Source organism: Methylobacterium sp. UNC378MF, from assembly GCF_900103195.1.
GTDB lineage: Bacteria > Pseudomonadota > Alphaproteobacteria > Rhizobiales > Beijerinckiaceae > Methylobacterium.
Window position 1 is genome coordinate 195621 of sequence record NZ_FMWU01000001.1, and the last position, 14675, is coordinate 210295.

Consider the following 14675-nt stretch of genomic DNA (forward strand, 5'->3'; position numbering starts at 1 on the left):
GCGGCCCGATCGCAGGAGATGGATTTCGACTATTCGGTCAGCCTGCCCCAGATCGCGGAAGATTGATCGTGCTCTGATCCATTTGGGACATGTCCGAGGTCACGCCAGCTAGACCTAGAATTAATACATAGCTACTGGTTCGGCCTTGAATTTGGGTTCGAATTCAAATACCTTCAGATTCTATGAGCAATTTGTAGCGAGATAGAATTTTGGCGTGACTGGATGATAGATATTTGTCAGTGGCAAGAAATTTGCGATGGCTTTGCACTCATACATGATCCCGGATATACAGGAACTTGGGTGCTCCATGAAAGTTATTCGCAAGACAATAATCATTACACAAAAAATTATCCATCGAATTTTGCAGTGGCCGTCCAAAACTATTCACGCAATCTATTCCATTGGTCCGATCAAAAAGAGAGTCACGCAGAATCGGATTCACTCCATTCGCGCTCACAGCCAAGATCTAACGCCATTAGCGACTGAAGAGACTCCGCTCGCCCATGCCTTGAAGGAGCGAGGATTCTGCAAAGTCAACTCCGATTTCTTCGAAGCCTTCAGATCGGAGAAATTTCGGACAGCGGCCGGCGAAATCTATGATTATATAGAAAAGACCTATCTTGAGACGGGGATAACAATTAACATCATAAAGCTTCTCGACGCCGAACCTCGCATGATCGGTCAGTTCGAAACCATTTTTCGGGCCGGGTTGGATATCAAACTCCTGAGGATCATCGAACATTATCTTCAGCTTCCCGTTGGCTATGGGGGCGTAGATATATTTTTCACTGTAGCCGACGGCGTGGAAAGAGGCGCAAGAACTTGGCATAAAGACGGTGAAGACCACCCGATGATAAAGGTTGCCGTCTATCTCAACGATGTCGGCGAAAACGACGGCCCGCTGGAAATCCTTCACTTACAGCGCACCTCCCCCGATTTTGACAAGCTACGAGGCTTCAGGCAACAAAAGTTGATCGACCTGCAGAATGAAGGTAAGATCAAATTCGACATCACGTCCTTTACAGGCCCCCTCGGGAGCGTGATACTTTGCGACACATCCAAATATTTTCACAGAGGCAAGCCCGCCACCGGGCGAAATCGGAGAGCGTTGTTTTTCAACTACTATGCGAACAAGCCTCTGACGCCGTATTTTTGCCCAAACCCGCCTTTTCCGCCCGATAGAATGAAAGAGCTGGTTTCAGATCTATCGATGACACAACGCAATGCAGCTTTGTGGCGCGAGAATTTATCACCGGTCGATAAAATCGTCACAAAAACGAAGCCGTATCTGAATTTATAAGTGAACGCGCGATCGATCTCGATGAGATCCTGAGGCGTTTGCCCGGCCTCTTTCAGGCGGCCATGCGCAAGAGCAAGTGTCGTGGCCACGCTCGCTTCAACGCCAGGTCAGAGCTTGCTGCCTGACGCATCCTGATGTGAGATGCTCCCCGAAGGCGCGGCATCGACTGGATGTGGACCGGATATGGCGCAGGAACGGATCAGCGTGGAGGCAACGGCTCCCGCACCTCTCGATGTCGTCTGGAAAGCCTATACGTCGCCCGAGCATGTGACGCAGTGGAACTTCGCCTCCGACGACTGGCATTGCCCGGCCGCAAGCGTGGACCTTCGAGAAGGCGGAAAGTTCACTTCGCGCATGGAGGCCAAGGACGGCAGCATGGGCTTCGATTTTGACGGCACTTACACCAAGATCATCCCAAACGAGCGGATCGAGTATGCGTTCGGTGACCGTCATGCGGTGATCGAGTTTTCTCCGGCCGGCGACCGAACGATCGTGAGGGTCTCCTTCGATCCCGAGAACCAGTTCCCCGTCGAGCAGCAGCGTAGCGGATGGGCAGCCATTCTCGACAATTTCTGCAAGCATGTGGGCAGAGGCTAAGCTCGGCCTCAGGTGCAGGAAGGGGGGCGACCGCTTGCCTCTGCGCCGAACCTGCCGGACGGCCGACGCATGGACGCTTTCGGGAAGCGTCCACGGCTGCCGGCACCGCTGACAGGGCACGGCTGCGGCCGTTCGAACGGCGGCGCTGCCGCGTGCGACTCCCTCCATAGGCCGTGCCGCGCAGGGGCCGCGGACAGCGCCGATCCGCCGTCCCATCCCGCACGCTCCGGTCGCATCGCGCGCGAACCACCTCGACGCCGTTCGCGATTTGGTCCAGGGATGCGGGATGCAGAACCGCCCGCATGCGCAGCCCGCCGGGGACGGCGCTCCCGCCACTTCCATCGCCGCCCGCGCCATGGGCGCCCTCCGCCGCGAGGCGGCCGGCTATCTCGAGGGGCTGAACCCCGAGCAGCGCCGCGCCGTCGAGACCACGGAGGGACCTGTCCTCGTGCTGGCCGGCGCCGGAACCGGCAAGACACGGGTGCTCACCACCCGCATCGCCCACCTGATCGCCACCAACCGGGCGCGTCCCTTCGACATCCTGGCGGTGACCTTCACCAACAAGGCCGCCCGGGAGATGAAGCACCGGATCGGTGCGCTGATCGGACCGGCCGGCGAGGGCATGCCCTGGCTCGGGACCTTCCACGCCATCGGCACCAAGGTCCTGCGCCGCCACGCCGAGCTGGTCGGCCTGAAATCCGACTTCACCATTCTCGGCACCGACGACCAGCTCCGGCTGATGAAGCAGGTGATCGCCGACCAGAACGTCGACGAGAAGCGCTGGCCGGCCCGGGCCCTGTCCCACGCCATCGACGGCTGGAAGAACCGCGGCCTCGGTCCCGAGCAGGTCCCCCCGGGCGAGGCCGCCTCCTTCGCCTTCGGCAAGGGCGGCGCCCTCTACACCGCCTATCAGGCCCGGCTCGCGACGCTGAACGCCGTCGATTTCGGCGATCTCCTGCTGCTCTGCCTCAAGCTCTGGCGCGAGAACCCGGACGTCCTGGCCAATTACCAGGACCGATTCCGCTACATCCTGGTGGACGAGTACCAGGACACCAACGTCGCCCAGTACCTGTGGCTGCGCCTGCTGGCGCAGAACCGCAAGAACATCGCCTGCGTGGGCGACGACGACCAGTCGATCTACGGCTGGCGCGGCGCCGAGGTCGACAACATCCTGCGCTTCGAGCACGACTTCCCCGGCGCCGTGGTGGTGCGGCTGGAGCGCAACTACCGCTCCACCGGCCATATCCTGGCCGCCGCCTCCGGGCTGATCGCCAAGAACGAGAGCCGGCTCGGCAAGACCCTGCGCACCGACGACGAGCCGGGCGAGCGCGTCACCGTGACCGGCGCCTGGGATTCCGAGGAGGAGGCGCGGATGCTCGCCGAATCGATCGAATCCCTCCAGGCCAAGCAGCACCCCCTCTCGGAGATCGCCGTGCTGGTGCGGATCTCGGCGCAGATGCGCGAGATCGAGGACCGGTTCGTCCAGCTCGGGCTCCCCTATCGGGTGATCGGCGGCCCTCGCTTCTACGAGCGCGCCGAGATCCGCGACGCCCTGGCCTATCTCCGCGCCACCATGAATGTCAGCGACGACCTCGCCTTCGAGCGGATCGTCAACACGCCGAAGCGCGGCCTGGGCGACGCCACGCTCCAGCAGCTCCACACCTACGGCCGGGCGAATCGCCTGCCCTTGCGGATCGCCGCCGAGCGCCTATGCGAGACCGACGAGCTGAAGCCCCGGGTCCGCTCCACCCTGCGGGCGCTCACCCAGAGTTTTTCGCGGTGGGCGCGGCTCGTGGAGGCGCAGCCGCACAGCGAGGTCGCCCAGATCATCCTGGAGGAATCCGGCTACACCGAGATGTGGCAGAAGGACCGCTCGGCGGATGCGGCCGGGCGCCTGGAGAACCTGAAGGAATTCGTCCGCTCGATGGAGGAGTTCCCCGACATGGCGGCCTTCCTGGAGCACGTCTCCCTGGTGATGGAGGCCTCCGAGACCGAGGGCGCCGAGCGCGTCTCGCTGATGACGCTCCACGCCGCCAAGGGGCTGGAATTCGACACCGTGTTCCTGCCTGGCTGGGAGGACGGCCTGTTCCCCAGCCAGCGGGCGCTGGACGAGAGCGGCCGGGCCGGGCTCGAGGAGGAGCGGCGCCTCGCCCATGTCGGCCTCACCCGGGCGCGCAAGCGGGCCAAGCTCTCCTTCGCGGTGAACCGGCGCATCCACGGCCTGTGGTCCTCGACCATCCCGTCCCGGTTCATCGACGAATTGCCGGAGACGGCCGTGGACGTGGTCGAGGCCCCCGCCCATTTCTCGGCCGGCGCCTCGCGGTTCGACCGCAACCCGACGCCGTTCGGATCGAGCTACGGCACGCCCGGCTGGCAGCGGGCGCAGGCCAACACCGCCCAGAACGGCAGCCGGGCCGGCGACCGTGGGGGCCGCGGCTTCGGGTCGGCGCCGGGTGGCCGCTCCGGCGGCTACGCGGGCGGCCCCCGTCAGATCGAGGGCGAGCTGATCGCCAAGTCTTCGGGCGCGCCCTCGGCGTTCCAGGCCGGCCAGCGGGTCTTCCACACCAAGTTTGGCCCCGGGACGGTCGCGGGCGTCGACGGCAACAAGCTGACCGTTGACTTCGACAAGGCCGGCCGGAAGATGGTCCTCGACAGCTTCATCCAGGCCGGGTGAGGCGCGTCCCGCCGATCAAGCCCCGACGTTTCAGGGCGGTAGGGTCGGCCGGCTTCGCCCCGGCGGGCGCGGAGGATCGTGATCGTGCCGGATGCCGCGTTACCGCGACTCCCCCATCCCGAGCCTGATGCATCCGCGACAGCCGCGCGGCTTTTTCAAAGCCTCCCCACCAACCGTCACCCCTTGGTCACACCCGGCGCGCAATCGTCGGGCGCGAACCGCGCTGGTGCGCCAGTTGCATCGTGTATTCGGCCGCGCACGGAACGTCGTGACGCTCTCCACAGGCGGACGAGCGCGGGGCGGAACCTTCGGCCTGGGGCCGGTATTTAGTTCCGCAAGCGAGTAGAACCGGGAGCAAGCAGGTAAACGGCAGTTCAGATACAGATCCAGGTTGGCTAGTCCCGTTGGAGTGTACATCCATGAAGAGACGCCGCGCACGACTTGAACTGGTTGAAGACCGCACGTCCCGCATTCATCGCACGCGCTTCGACGAAGAACGCAATCTCGCTCCCATCCAACCGCTCACCGAACGGCAAGCCGAGTATATCGAGGCCCTCGCCCGCTCGCCGCAGGTCATCGTCCTGGGGCCCGCCGGCACCGGCAAGACCTTCATCGCCGGCACCCGCGCCGCCGACCAGCTCCGCCAGCGCCGGATCTCCAAGGTGGTCATCACCCGCCCGAACGTGCCCTCGGGCCGGTCGCTCGGCTTCTTCCCCGGAACCTTGGAAGAGAAGATCGCCCCCTGGGTCGCCCCGCTCACCGAGGCCATGAAGGAGCGCATGGGCGCCGCCGCCTTCGAGATCGCCCTCAAGACCGGCGACATCGAGATCGTCCCCTTCGAGGTGATGCGCGGCCGGACCTTCAAGAACTGCCTCGTGATCCTCGACGAGGCCCAGAACACCACGATCAACGAGATCAAGATGTTCCTGACCCGGATCGGCGACGATTGTCAGGTCATCATCAACGGCGACGTCTCCCAGACCGACCTGCGTGAGACCTCGGGCCTGCGCACCGTGATGCACCTGATCAAGAGCCGGATGATGCCGATCCCGGTGGTGGAGTTCACCCGCAACGACATCGTCCGGTCCGGGATCTGCGCCGAGTGGGTGAAGGCGTTCGAGGAAACGAATCTCTGACCCAGAAGTTGATGGCGGCGGGTCCTCGCAGACCCGCCGTGCCGTCCCCCGGCATGAGACGACTCTCCGCACCTCCCGTCCGGGAGGATGAACCGGGCGCCATACCCGGCCATCAGAGAATTGGAGTCTCCTCGTGAGGAAACTGACCTTCGCCTTCGCCGTGCTGGCCTCCCTCGGCGGTGCCGCCCTCGTCCAGCCGGCCTCGGCGGCCCCTGCCATGCCCGGCGCTGTCGCGGCTCCCGACGCGGTGACCCATGTCCGCATGACCCCCATGGAGCGGCGGGTGATGCACCGGCGCATGGAGCATCGCATGATGCACCGCCGGATGGAGCGCCGGATGATGCATCACCGCATGCATCGCCGCATGCACCGCATGTGATCTTCATATGATCTTGCGGCGGAGCGGGGTCGTCCGGCCCCGCTTCGCCGTCCCGGCCGGACCGGGCGTTGCTCCCACCTCTGAAGATTCCTATCTCGTCCACTCGAATCGCGCAGTCAGGCGGCCGTCGCGGCAGCCGGCCGATCCGGGAGACCAGGATGCCCCCCTCCAACCGACTGTTCGACGACCTCGCCCGCCTGATGACCGACGCGGCCGGCGCCGCCCAGGGCGTCCGCCGCGAGGCCGAGACCGTGGTCCGCGCCCAGCTCGAACGCGTCGTCCGCGACCTCGACATCGCCTCGCGCGAGGAACTCGACGTGCTCCGCGACCTCGTGACTCAGCTCCAGGCGCAGAACGAGGCCCTGTCGGCCCGGGTTGCGGCCCTGGAAGCGAAATCCGGCGGCGCCGGAACAGGCGCTGCTGGCCTGAGCGAGGTGGTCTGAGTCTCCGCGGCAACGGCGCGGGCTTTTACACAGGAAGCGGCGTCGACGATCCGCTTTCCTGTTCACTGAATGTGACCTGCACTTTGTGTCGCGAGTCACGGCCGGTCTATAGTCGGGCATAGGGTGATTCGGGGGCTGTGAGGCGATGTCCGCAGAGCTTCGACAGTCGATCGCATCACCGCCGGCCTAGATCTGCCGGTCGTTCCAGTTCTCGGAGTGTTCTCACGCTCCGGTTTCGCGTCACCGCCACGTCGGGCCGGATCTCGTCCGGGCCGTCCTTTTGGATCGTCATGCCGCTTCTCAACGTCGACTTCCACGACCCGGACCGGAACGAGCATCCGCTCGACGTCGTCGAGCGGCTTGCGTCCCTGCGCGACTGGATCTTCGACCGGGCCGAGACCGACGAGATGTCGGTCACGAGCCCCGGCCGCTGGACCGACTACAACGTCGCCTTCACCTGGATCGAGGACGTGGAGGCGCTGCACGTTGCCTGCGCCTTCGACCTGAAGGTGCCGGAGCGGCAGCGCACCGAGGTGATGCGCCTGATCGCGATGATCAATGAACAACTCTGGGTCGGTCATTTCGACCTCTGGACCACCGACAGCGTGGTGATGTTCCGGCACGCGCTCCTGCTGACGGGCGGCGCGGTGCCGACCCACCCGCAATGCGCGACCATGATGAAGACCGCGGTCGATACCTGCGAGCGCTACTTCCAGGCGTTCCAGTTCGTGCTCTGGGCCGGCAAGAGCGCCCGCGAGGCGCTGGACGCCGTCCTGTTCGAAACCGAAGGCGAGGCGTGAGCGGTCCGATGCGGATGCCGGCCTCGCTGGTCCTGGCCGGGGCCGGCAAGATGGGCGGCGCGATGCTGGCGGGCTGGCTGGAAGCCGGCCTAGACCCGCGCCGCACGACGATCATCGACCCGGTACCTGCACGCGCGATTGTGGATCTCTGCGCCGAGCGGAGTATCGCCCTGAACCCGCCGGCCCCGGAGCCCGGCGCCGTCCTGGTCCTCGGCATCAAGCCGCAAGGTCTGGAGGCGGCCGCCTCCGGGCTGGACCGGCTGATCGGGCGCGACACGCTCGTCGTCTCGATCCTGGCGGGCAAGACCATCGGGGATCTCCGCGCCCGCCTGCCGCGCGCGCGCGCGATCGTCCGGGCGATGCCCAACCTGCCGGCGAGCATCGGCCGGGGCGCCACCGGCGCCTGCGCGAGTTCCGAAGTCTCGCCCGAGCAGCGGGCGGCCGCCGAGGCGCTGTTCGCGGCGAACGGCACGCTGGCGTGGCTCGCCGACGAGGCGCAGATCGACGCGGTGACGGCGGTCTCGGGCTCCGGACCGGCCTACGTGTTCCTGCTTGCCGAGACCCTGGCGGAGGCCGGCATCGCGGCTGGTCTGGAACCCGACGTGGCCCGCCGCCTCGCCCGGGCCACCGTGGCGGGGGCCGGCGCGCTCCTCGATGCGAGCCCGTCCGAGACGGCGGAGTTGCGCCGCAACGTCACGTCACCGGGCGGCACCACAGCGGCGGCCCTCGACGTGCTGATGCGGCCAGACGGCCTCGGCGCGCTGATGCGAGAGGCGGTGGCCGCGGCCCGTCAACGGGCGGGAGAACTCTCCGGCTGACATCGGACCGCGTCCGTGCGGCATGGCCGCGCGACGGCCCTGCTCATCGCCGCCGACTCGCCTACATGAGGTGACACGACCGACAGACCCGGCGACCGATCCATGACCGACAGCAGAGCCTCCTCCAAGCGTCCCCGCAAGGGCGCGACTCCCGCCAAGGCGAGCAGCGCCCACGAGAGCGTCGCGCCCGCGGCCTCTGCCCACGACGAAGCGGTACAGAGCATCGATGCGGCGCAGAAGGACGGCGAACCGAAGCTGTCGCCCCGGGAAGCCGCCGTCGAGGCCCTGATGCGCCTCGCCGCCGAGCAGCCTTGGAACGACATCGAGGTCAGCGACATCGCCCGTGAGGCGGGCCTGACGCTCGCCGAGCTGCGCGACCTGTTCCCCTCGAAAGGCGCCGTGCTGGGCGGCCTGACCCGGATCATCGACCGCAAGGTCCTGGAGGGCGACCTCGCGGGCCTTGAGGAGGAGCCGACCCGCGAGAGGCTGTTCGACGTGCTGATGCGACGTCTCGACGCCATGGAGCCCTACAAGCCGGCCCTGCGCCGGATCGCCTACGCGCTCCGCGGTGAGCCGCTCTCGATGCTGGCGCTGAACGGCGTCATGCTGAACTCGCACCGCTACATGCTGGCGGCGGCCGGGATCGACACCGAGGGCCCGCTCGGCCAGCTCAAGCTGCAGGGCGTGGTCATTGCCTTCGCCCGCGTGACCCAGGTCTGGCTCGATGACGACGATCCGGCACTGGCTCGGACAATGGCGCGGCTCGACAAGGAGATCCGCAACGGCGAGCGCATCATGGAGCGGGCTGAGGATGTCCGCCGGCTGACGGCGCCGCTGCGCGCTCTCGGCCGCTCGTTCCTGGAACGGCGTCCGCGCGATCGACGGGGACGGGACGGCGACGAGAGCGATCCCGCCGCCGCCATCTAGGCCGTGCTTTCACGCCGCCTGAATGTCGCTCAGGAAGCTGTCGACCTCGCGCTTGACCGTTAGGGACTGCGTCGCCAGCTCGGACGCCGCGCTCTGAACCTGCGCGGCGGCGCTGACGGTTTCGCGGGCTGCACTTAATACGCGCGCCACGGCTGCGGGTTTCGTAACCTTCGTCCAGCCTATCCTGCTGATAAATCGCGTACGCGCCAATAAATGCAGCAGTCGAGACAAGAAGGATAAATCCAGCGTACAAGCGCGATCGAATTCCGATGCTCATACCGGTAACTCCCGAAGCGCACGCCGAAACGATGCGCCATGAAACGGAATATGACGACAGCGACACAAATATGTAGAATGGGCCATTAATAACTGAGGTTTATTGGTTTTCTAATCATTATATTGGTAATATACTGAATTTTTCGGTGCTTGAGGCTGCGTTTAAGCGCAATAGTCGATACGTCAGGCCGCGCATATTGCGTCAACGAATGAAATCGTCCGCGTGTGCAGCGACCGGATAGAAGATGTCGCAATCTCAACGTGCCCGGACCGTCGGTCCGTCGGGCACCATCCGTTTCTGGTCACAGCGCTCCTCTGAACCGCATCCTGAGAGATCAGAGAACGCTCGTCCGATCACGCGTCCGGAACGGGTCGCGGAGCACGGATGGATCCTGCCCCAATTCCGACCTAGGACGCGTCCGATGGGGCGGCGCGCCGCACATCGAAGCGCATTCCTCCCGATTCTTGGACGCAGACGCACCGAAATCCGTGCGACCCCGCACAAGCGCCGGGAATGAAGCTGCGCCTTCAGGACAATGTTGGCCGCATGCTTCAGGCGGCGCGGCTTGCCAGCGCCTCGCGCATCGTCGTTGCGACCATCCCGTTCTGGAGCTGGTCGCGGGGCACGAGCAGGGCATCAGGCACGTGAGCCGCAGCCTCCGGCTCCAAGGCGCCGGCCGCATCACTGGCAAGGATAATGCGCAGGGCGGGTCGCAGAACCCGGGCCTCCACCGCGAGCCGCGCGCAGCACAGGCTGCCCTGGAGGGCTGAATCCACCACCATCACATCAACGGGCAGGCCGAGAGCCAGAACCGTCATGGCATCGACTCCGCGGTCGCAGGTCGTCACCTGATAGCCCAGCAGGCGAACCTGTGCGGCGACCTCGTCGCGCCAGCGCTTATGCCGGCCGACCACGAGAACCTGGATCCGGTAGCATCCGCCCTGAGGGAGCGTGCTGAAGGCAGTCTCGACGTCGGCTGGGGGCATTCCGCACTCGACTTCGCGCTGGCTTTGCGATGCAGCATGCTAAGCTGGGATGCAATCCACACGCAAGCCCGACGCCGTGATGGCGCCGCATTCGGCGCCGCCGTTGCACAAAGCCGATGCACCCCAGCAGCCTGACCATAGGCTGGGCACGGAGTTGACGCCGGCGGGGTCGCGCGGGCAACACCGGGCCGCCGCGGAACCTCAGCCGCGCGCTGCCGGAGCCCGAGCCGATGTCGTCCGCGAAAGCCCCTCCCGTCTCACCGCTGGCGCCCACCGCGATGCCCGACTTGCCGCCCCTGCCGGGCGTGCGAATCGCCACCGCGCAGGCGGGGATCCGCTACAGTGGCCGCACCGACGTGCTCTATGTCGCCCTGGAGCCGGGGACCCGGGCGGCAGGGGTGTTCACCCGGTCGAAATGCCCCTCGGCGCCGGTGGACTGGTGCCGGGACGCTCTGGCGGACGGATCGGCGCGGGTGCTCGTGGTCAATTCCGGCAACGCCAATGCCTTCACAGGCCGCCTCGGACGTGACGCGGTGGCGCGCACCGTCGAGATCGCGGCGGCGGCGGCGGGATGTGGCGCGCGCGAGGTCTACGTCGCCTCGACCGGCGTGATCGGCGAGCCGCTCCCGGCGGAGCGATTCGCGGGTGTGCTCGCGGATTGCGCGGCCCGGGCCGAGGACGGGCCTGCTGCCTGGACCGCCGCGGCCCGCGCGATCATGACCACCGACACGTTCCCGAAGCTCGCCACCCGCACGGCCGAGATCGACGGCGTGCGCGTGACGATCAACGGCATCGCCAAGGGCGCGGGCATGATCGCGCCCGACATGGCGACCATGCTGTCCTTCGTCTTCACCGACGCGGCCCTGCCGCAGGACGTACTGCAGGCGCTCCTCTCGGCCGGGACCAAGACGAGCTTCAACTGCGTGACCGTGGACGGCGATACCTCCACCTCCGACACGCTCATGCTGTTCGCCACCGCCAGGGCCGGCAATCCGGCGGTCACCGACCCCGCCGACGCGCGGCTCGCCGGCTTCCGGGAGGCGCTCGACGGCCTGCTGGTCGAGCTGGCCCAGCTCGTCGCCAAGGACGGTGAGGGCGCGCGCAAGTTCGTCACCGTGCGGGTGACCGGCGCCGAGAGCGACGCCTCCGCGCACCGCATCGCCATGTCGATCGCCAACTCGCCGCTGGTGAAGACCGCGGTGGCCGGCGAGGACGCCAACTGGGGCCGCGTGGTAATGGCCGTGGGCAAGGCCGGCGAGCCCGCCGACCGCGACCGGCTCGCGATCTGGTTCGGCGACGTGCGGGTGGCCGTCCAGGGCGCGCGCGACCCCGATTACAGCGAGGCGGCGGCGAGCGCCGTGATGCGCGAGCCGGAGATCACGGTCCGGGTCGATCTCGGCCTGGGCGACGGCACCGCCCGCGTCTGGACCTGCGACCTGACCAAGGCCTACGTCGAGATCAACGGGGACTACCGCTCGTGAGGGCCGTCCTGTTCGGCGCCCTCCTCGTCCTGGGCCTGGCGACGTCGGCGCGGGCCGACGACGCGGGGTGCAAGCGCCACATCAGCGTCGTCGGGCGCGCGTCCGAGACGCGGGCGCCGGACTTCGCCGAGGTGACCGTCGGCATCGAGGCGCGCGGGGCGAGTGCGGCGGCCGCCCTCGACGCGGCCTCGAAGGCGGTGACCGAGGTCTCGGCGCAGGCCCGCGCCCTGGGGGTTCCGCCGGCCGATCTCGGCACGGCCGCCGTCACCCTGCAGACAGCGACCCGCACCGTCTCCCGGCCAGGGGGCGCCGTCACCGAGGAGCCCGACGGCTACCGCGCCAGCAACCTCGTCACGGTCCGGCTCGCCGACATGGATCGACTCGGCGACCTGCTCCGGCAGGCCCTCGCGTCCGGCGCCAACCGCATCGACGGCGTGAGCTTCGGACTGCGCGACCCGGACAAGAGCGAGGCGGCCCTTCAGGTGGCGGCGACCCGGGACGCCCGGAGCCGGGCCGAAGCCCTTGCCGAGGCGGTCGGTACCAAGCTTGGTCCGCTCTGCACGCTGAGCACCACGGCCGGCACGCCGTACCGCCCGGCGCTGGAGATGGCCCGCCCGGCACCGATGGCCGCCAAGGGGCGGCGGGTGCCCCTCGAGGCGGGCTCGATCCAGATGTCCTCCGAGGTCTCGGCCACCTTCGCGGTGGCGCAGTGAGCGCGCCCGATAACGCCCCCGCGGCCGCGCCCCTGCGCCTGCTCCTCGTGGTCGCCGTCGCCCTCGTCGACGTCGACGGCCGCGTCCTGGTCAGCGAGCGCCCGGTGGGCAAGCAGCTCGCGGGCCTCTGGGAATTTCCCGGCGGCAAGGTCGAGCCCGGCGAGCGCCCCGAGCAGACGCTGATCCGGGAGCTCGCCGAGGAACTCGGCATCCGGGTCGAGGAGCCGTGTCTCGCGCCGCTCACCTTCGCCAGCCACGCCTATCCGGACTTCCACCTGCTGATGCCGCTCTACGTCTGCCGGCGCTGGACCGGGACGCCGCGCCCGATGGAGGGGCAGGCGCTCAAATGGGTCCGGCCGAAGGCGCTGCGCGATCTCGCCATGCCGCCGGCCGACGCGCCGCTGATCCCGTTCCTGATCGACCTGCTCGAGGTCTGAGACGGTTTCCGGCTGACGACCCCGGGTGACGGACCCGCACCGTCATCGCGAGCGCAGCGAAGCGATCCCGGAGCTGGGTGACATCAGCCGGCGTCGCGCCGACGGGATTGCTTCGCTCCGCTCGCGAGGACGGCTGGACGGGAGCGATCACCGCAGTCCTCGGCCGGCCCGGCGCCCTCCGGCTGACGTCCGGCAACGCCGGCGACGTCACCGCCGCTCCGGCCGTCCTGGCCGAGGCGCCCGGCCGGATCCGCCGCCTGAGCGCCGACAAGGGCCACGACGCCGATTGGCCGCGCGCTGACCTGTGCAAGCGCGGCCGCAAGAGAAGGATCCACCACGACAAGCGGCACGACCGGGACCGCTGGCGCATCGAGGCAACCTTCAATTACCTCAAGGACTTCCGCCGCATAGCCACCCGATACGACAAGCTCGCCCGCAACGACGCCTCAACCGTCGCCCTGGCTGCCGTCATCGCCTTCTGGTGCAGAACGAGTCCAAACCCTAGTCCGTCGGATCCAAATTTTTGCTTATCCAAGCTCCGGCCGCACCATCAAGCCGGAGAGCATAAGCTCCGCTTCCACACAGAACGGTATTATAGTATCCATTTGGCAGCCCCCGAATTAGAATACCTATAAGATACTTTACATCATTCTTGCGCGCAAAGACCGGCGACCCTGACTGGCCCTGGCATATCAAATCCGAGCGATCGACGATCATGTTCTCATGCATGCTGATCGAAAACGCCATCGATCCGGCGCTTTTCGGATCAGGAAGACTGATACGGCTTTGCTTATCGAGAGACAGAAGGACGACATCATCGTATCCCTTCGAGTAATGCATAGGCACAATTTCAACGATCCGGGAACGCGCGTCATGTCCATTGGCGTCAAATGTCTTTAATTCGATTGAGAAACTCTGCTTGTCATTGAAATTTTCGATCGGCTCAGCGTCCCCGATGGCGATAACGCCATCGACTTCGGCCGCGAGAGGAACGTTCGCCTGAAACATGGCTATGTCAATGATAGGCGAGCGCGAATACAAAGTTTTTACTCTTGATACTTCAGCAAATCTGACCCGACTGCCGACAAAATATCTAACTCCAAGCCCCTTTCTACCTCGGAAACAATGGGCCGCCGTTATGATATCTTTGCCGATTTTCAGCCCTCGACAAACAAATTGATCTTTCTCATATATACCCACGTGTGAATATTCAAATACTTTGCTCGCATACGATGTCGAAACTGAATGCAATAATCCTACGATGCAAATAAGCACAGACAAAATCGTGCAAAAATATTTCATATGACCTAATGCCATTGGGGGCAGGCACCCCGAAGAGCGCCTGCCAAGATTTATGATCCTCTATTTCAATGCTCGTCGCCAGGATACCCCGGACCATACGGAGGGGGATCATAGGGAGGCGTTGGAGTTGGCTCCGGGTAGTCCGGAGGGTTCGGAATGATTTCCGGCGGGTTGTCGACTGGATTATTGGGAGGAAGGTCGTCACCCGGATTTTGCGGTATGTTTGCAATTTGGAATATTGCTTCTCTGCGTGCTGGAGACAGCGCCAGAGTCGATCGCGGATCGGCCGACTGCTTCAGCTGTGTTGTTTCGACATCGTCCAGAGAAGGCGCTGCCAAACGATCAGTCGGCAGGGGCACTGTCCGAAGGCGAGATGTCGTGAGAGAGGAAATGGCAGCACTCATT

At 65.7% G+C, this 14675-nt stretch carries 15 protein-coding genes and 1 pseudogene; 13 read left to right on the top strand and 3 right to left on the bottom strand.

Annotated features, from left to right (window positions below; genetic code table 11):
- Window positions 1-307: 307 nt before the first annotated feature.
- The 9 genes from BLT59_RS00965 (at window position 308) to BLT59_RS01005 (ending at window position 9074) form a co-directional block, all read left to right on the top strand.
- Window positions 308-1300, top strand: coding sequence for a hypothetical protein (locus BLT59_RS00965; protein ID WP_091775737.1), 993 nt, complete (start codon window positions 308-310; stop codon window positions 1298-1300).
- A 183-nt stretch (window positions 1301-1483) separates the two neighbouring features.
- Window positions 1484-1897 (top strand): SRPBCC family protein, encoded by a 414-nt coding sequence (locus tag BLT59_RS00970; RefSeq protein WP_091775214.1) that lies wholly within the window; start codon window positions 1484-1486, stop codon window positions 1895-1897.
- 286 nt (window positions 1898-2183) lie between these two features.
- A complete protein-coding gene (locus tag BLT59_RS00975) occupies window positions 2184-4571 on the top strand; it encodes an ATP-dependent helicase (protein WP_091775216.1) in 2388 nt (795 codons plus the stop codon).
- A gap of 419 nt (window positions 4572-4990) precedes the next feature.
- Window positions 4991-5707 (top strand): PhoH family protein, encoded by a 717-nt coding sequence (locus BLT59_RS00980; RefSeq protein WP_091775217.1) that lies wholly within the window; start codon window positions 4991-4993, stop codon window positions 5705-5707.
- A 133-nt stretch (window positions 5708-5840) separates the two neighbouring features.
- Window positions 5841-6086 carry a hypothetical protein gene (locus BLT59_RS00985; protein ID WP_091775219.1) on the top strand — a complete coding sequence of 82 codons (246 nt, stop codon included), beginning with the start codon at window positions 5841-5843 and terminating at the stop codon, window positions 6084-6086.
- A gap of 158 nt (window positions 6087-6244) precedes the next feature.
- Window positions 6245-6529, top strand: a complete 285-nt coding sequence (locus tag BLT59_RS00990; RefSeq protein ID WP_091775221.1) for an accessory factor UbiK family protein — start codon at window positions 6245-6247, stop codon at window positions 6527-6529.
- Window positions 6530-6819: 290 nt separating this feature from the next.
- Window positions 6820-7329, top strand: a complete 510-nt coding sequence (locus BLT59_RS00995; RefSeq protein WP_091775224.1) for a type III secretion system chaperone family protein — start codon at window positions 6820-6822, stop codon at window positions 7327-7329.
- Between the two features lie 14 nt (window positions 7330-7343).
- Window positions 7344-8147 (top strand): pyrroline-5-carboxylate reductase, encoded by an 804-nt coding sequence (gene proC / locus BLT59_RS01000; RefSeq protein WP_175543904.1) that lies wholly within the window; start codon window positions 7344-7346, stop codon window positions 8145-8147.
- A 102-nt stretch (window positions 8148-8249) separates the two neighbouring features.
- Complete coding sequence (locus BLT59_RS01005) at window positions 8250-9074, top strand: TetR/AcrR family transcriptional regulator (protein WP_175543892.1); 825 nt, start codon at window positions 8250-8252, stop codon at window positions 9072-9074.
- A gap of 9 nt (window positions 9075-9083) precedes the next feature.
- Here the strand turns inward: BLT59_RS01005 and BLT59_RS01010 are convergent, their stop codons facing one another.
- Entirely contained in the window at window positions 9084-9305 is a 222-nt protein-coding gene (locus BLT59_RS01010; RefSeq protein WP_244513769.1) for a hypothetical protein, read from the bottom strand.
- A 597-nt stretch (window positions 9306-9902) separates the two neighbouring features.
- Complete coding sequence (locus BLT59_RS01015; protein ID WP_091775230.1) at window positions 9903-10337, bottom strand: response regulator; 435 nt, start codon at window positions 10335-10337, stop codon at window positions 9903-9905.
- Between the two features lie 230 nt (window positions 10338-10567).
- Here BLT59_RS01015 and argJ point away from each other — a divergent pair, with 230 nt between their 5' ends.
- From argJ to BLT59_RS01035, 4 genes and pseudogenes are all read left to right on the top strand, one after another.
- Entirely contained in the window at window positions 10568-11818 is a 1251-nt protein-coding gene (argJ, locus tag BLT59_RS01020; protein WP_091775233.1) for a bifunctional glutamate N-acetyltransferase/amino-acid acetyltransferase ArgJ, read from the top strand.
- Complete coding sequence (locus BLT59_RS01025; protein ID WP_091775236.1) at window positions 11815-12531, top strand: SIMPL domain-containing protein; 717 nt, start codon at window positions 11815-11817, stop codon at window positions 12529-12531. Before argJ ends, BLT59_RS01025 begins: the two co-directional genes overlap by 4 nt.
- Window positions 12528-12968 (top strand): (deoxy)nucleoside triphosphate pyrophosphohydrolase, encoded by a 441-nt coding sequence (locus BLT59_RS01030; RefSeq protein ID WP_091775240.1) that lies wholly within the window; start codon window positions 12528-12530, stop codon window positions 12966-12968. Before BLT59_RS01025 ends, BLT59_RS01030 begins: the two co-directional genes overlap by 4 nt.
- Window positions 12969-13111: 143 nt before the next feature.
- Window positions 13112-13453: pseudogene (locus BLT59_RS01035) on the top strand (transposase); the annotation flags it as partial.
- Window positions 13454-13469: 16 nt separating this feature from the next.
- Here BLT59_RS01035 and BLT59_RS31060 read toward each other — a convergent pair.
- Entirely contained in the window at window positions 13470-14168 is a 699-nt protein-coding gene (locus BLT59_RS31060) for a trypsin-like serine protease (RefSeq protein WP_175543882.1), read from the bottom strand.
- Window positions 14169-14675 lie beyond the last annotated feature (507 nt).

Bases quoted from the DNA above. Each gene is read 5' to 3' on its own strand.
- BLT59_RS00975 (WP_091775216.1), top strand. From the start codon at position 2,184: ATGCAGAACCGCCCGCATGCGCAGCCCGCCGGGGACGGCGCTCCCGCC.
- BLT59_RS00965 (WP_091775737.1), top strand. From the start codon at position 308: ATGAAAGTTATTCGCAAGACAATAATCATTACACAAAAAATTATCCAT.
- BLT59_RS00995 (WP_091775224.1), top strand. From the start codon at position 6,820: ATGCCGCTTCTCAACGTCGACTTCCACGACCCGGACCGGAACGAGCAT.
- proC (WP_175543904.1), top strand. From the start codon at position 7,344: ATGCCGGCCTCGCTGGTCCTGGCCGGGGCCGGCAAGATGGGCGGCGCG.
- BLT59_RS00990 (WP_091775221.1), top strand. From the start codon at position 6,245: ATGCCCCCCTCCAACCGACTGTTCGACGACCTCGCCCGCCTGATGACC.
- BLT59_RS01015 (WP_091775230.1), bottom strand. From the start codon at position 10,337: ATGCCCCCAGCCGACGTCGAGACTGCCTTCAGCACGCTCCCTCAGGGC.
- argJ (WP_091775233.1), top strand. From the start codon at position 10,568: ATGTCGTCCGCGAAAGCCCCTCCCGTCTCACCGCTGGCGCCCACCGCG.
- BLT59_RS01005 (WP_175543892.1), top strand. From the start codon at position 8,250: ATGACCGACAGCAGAGCCTCCTCCAAGCGTCCCCGCAAGGGCGCGACT.
- BLT59_RS00970 (WP_091775214.1), top strand. From the start codon at position 1,484: ATGGCGCAGGAACGGATCAGCGTGGAGGCAACGGCTCCCGCACCTCTC.
- BLT59_RS00980 (WP_091775217.1), top strand. From the start codon at position 4,991: ATGAAGAGACGCCGCGCACGACTTGAACTGGTTGAAGACCGCACGTCC.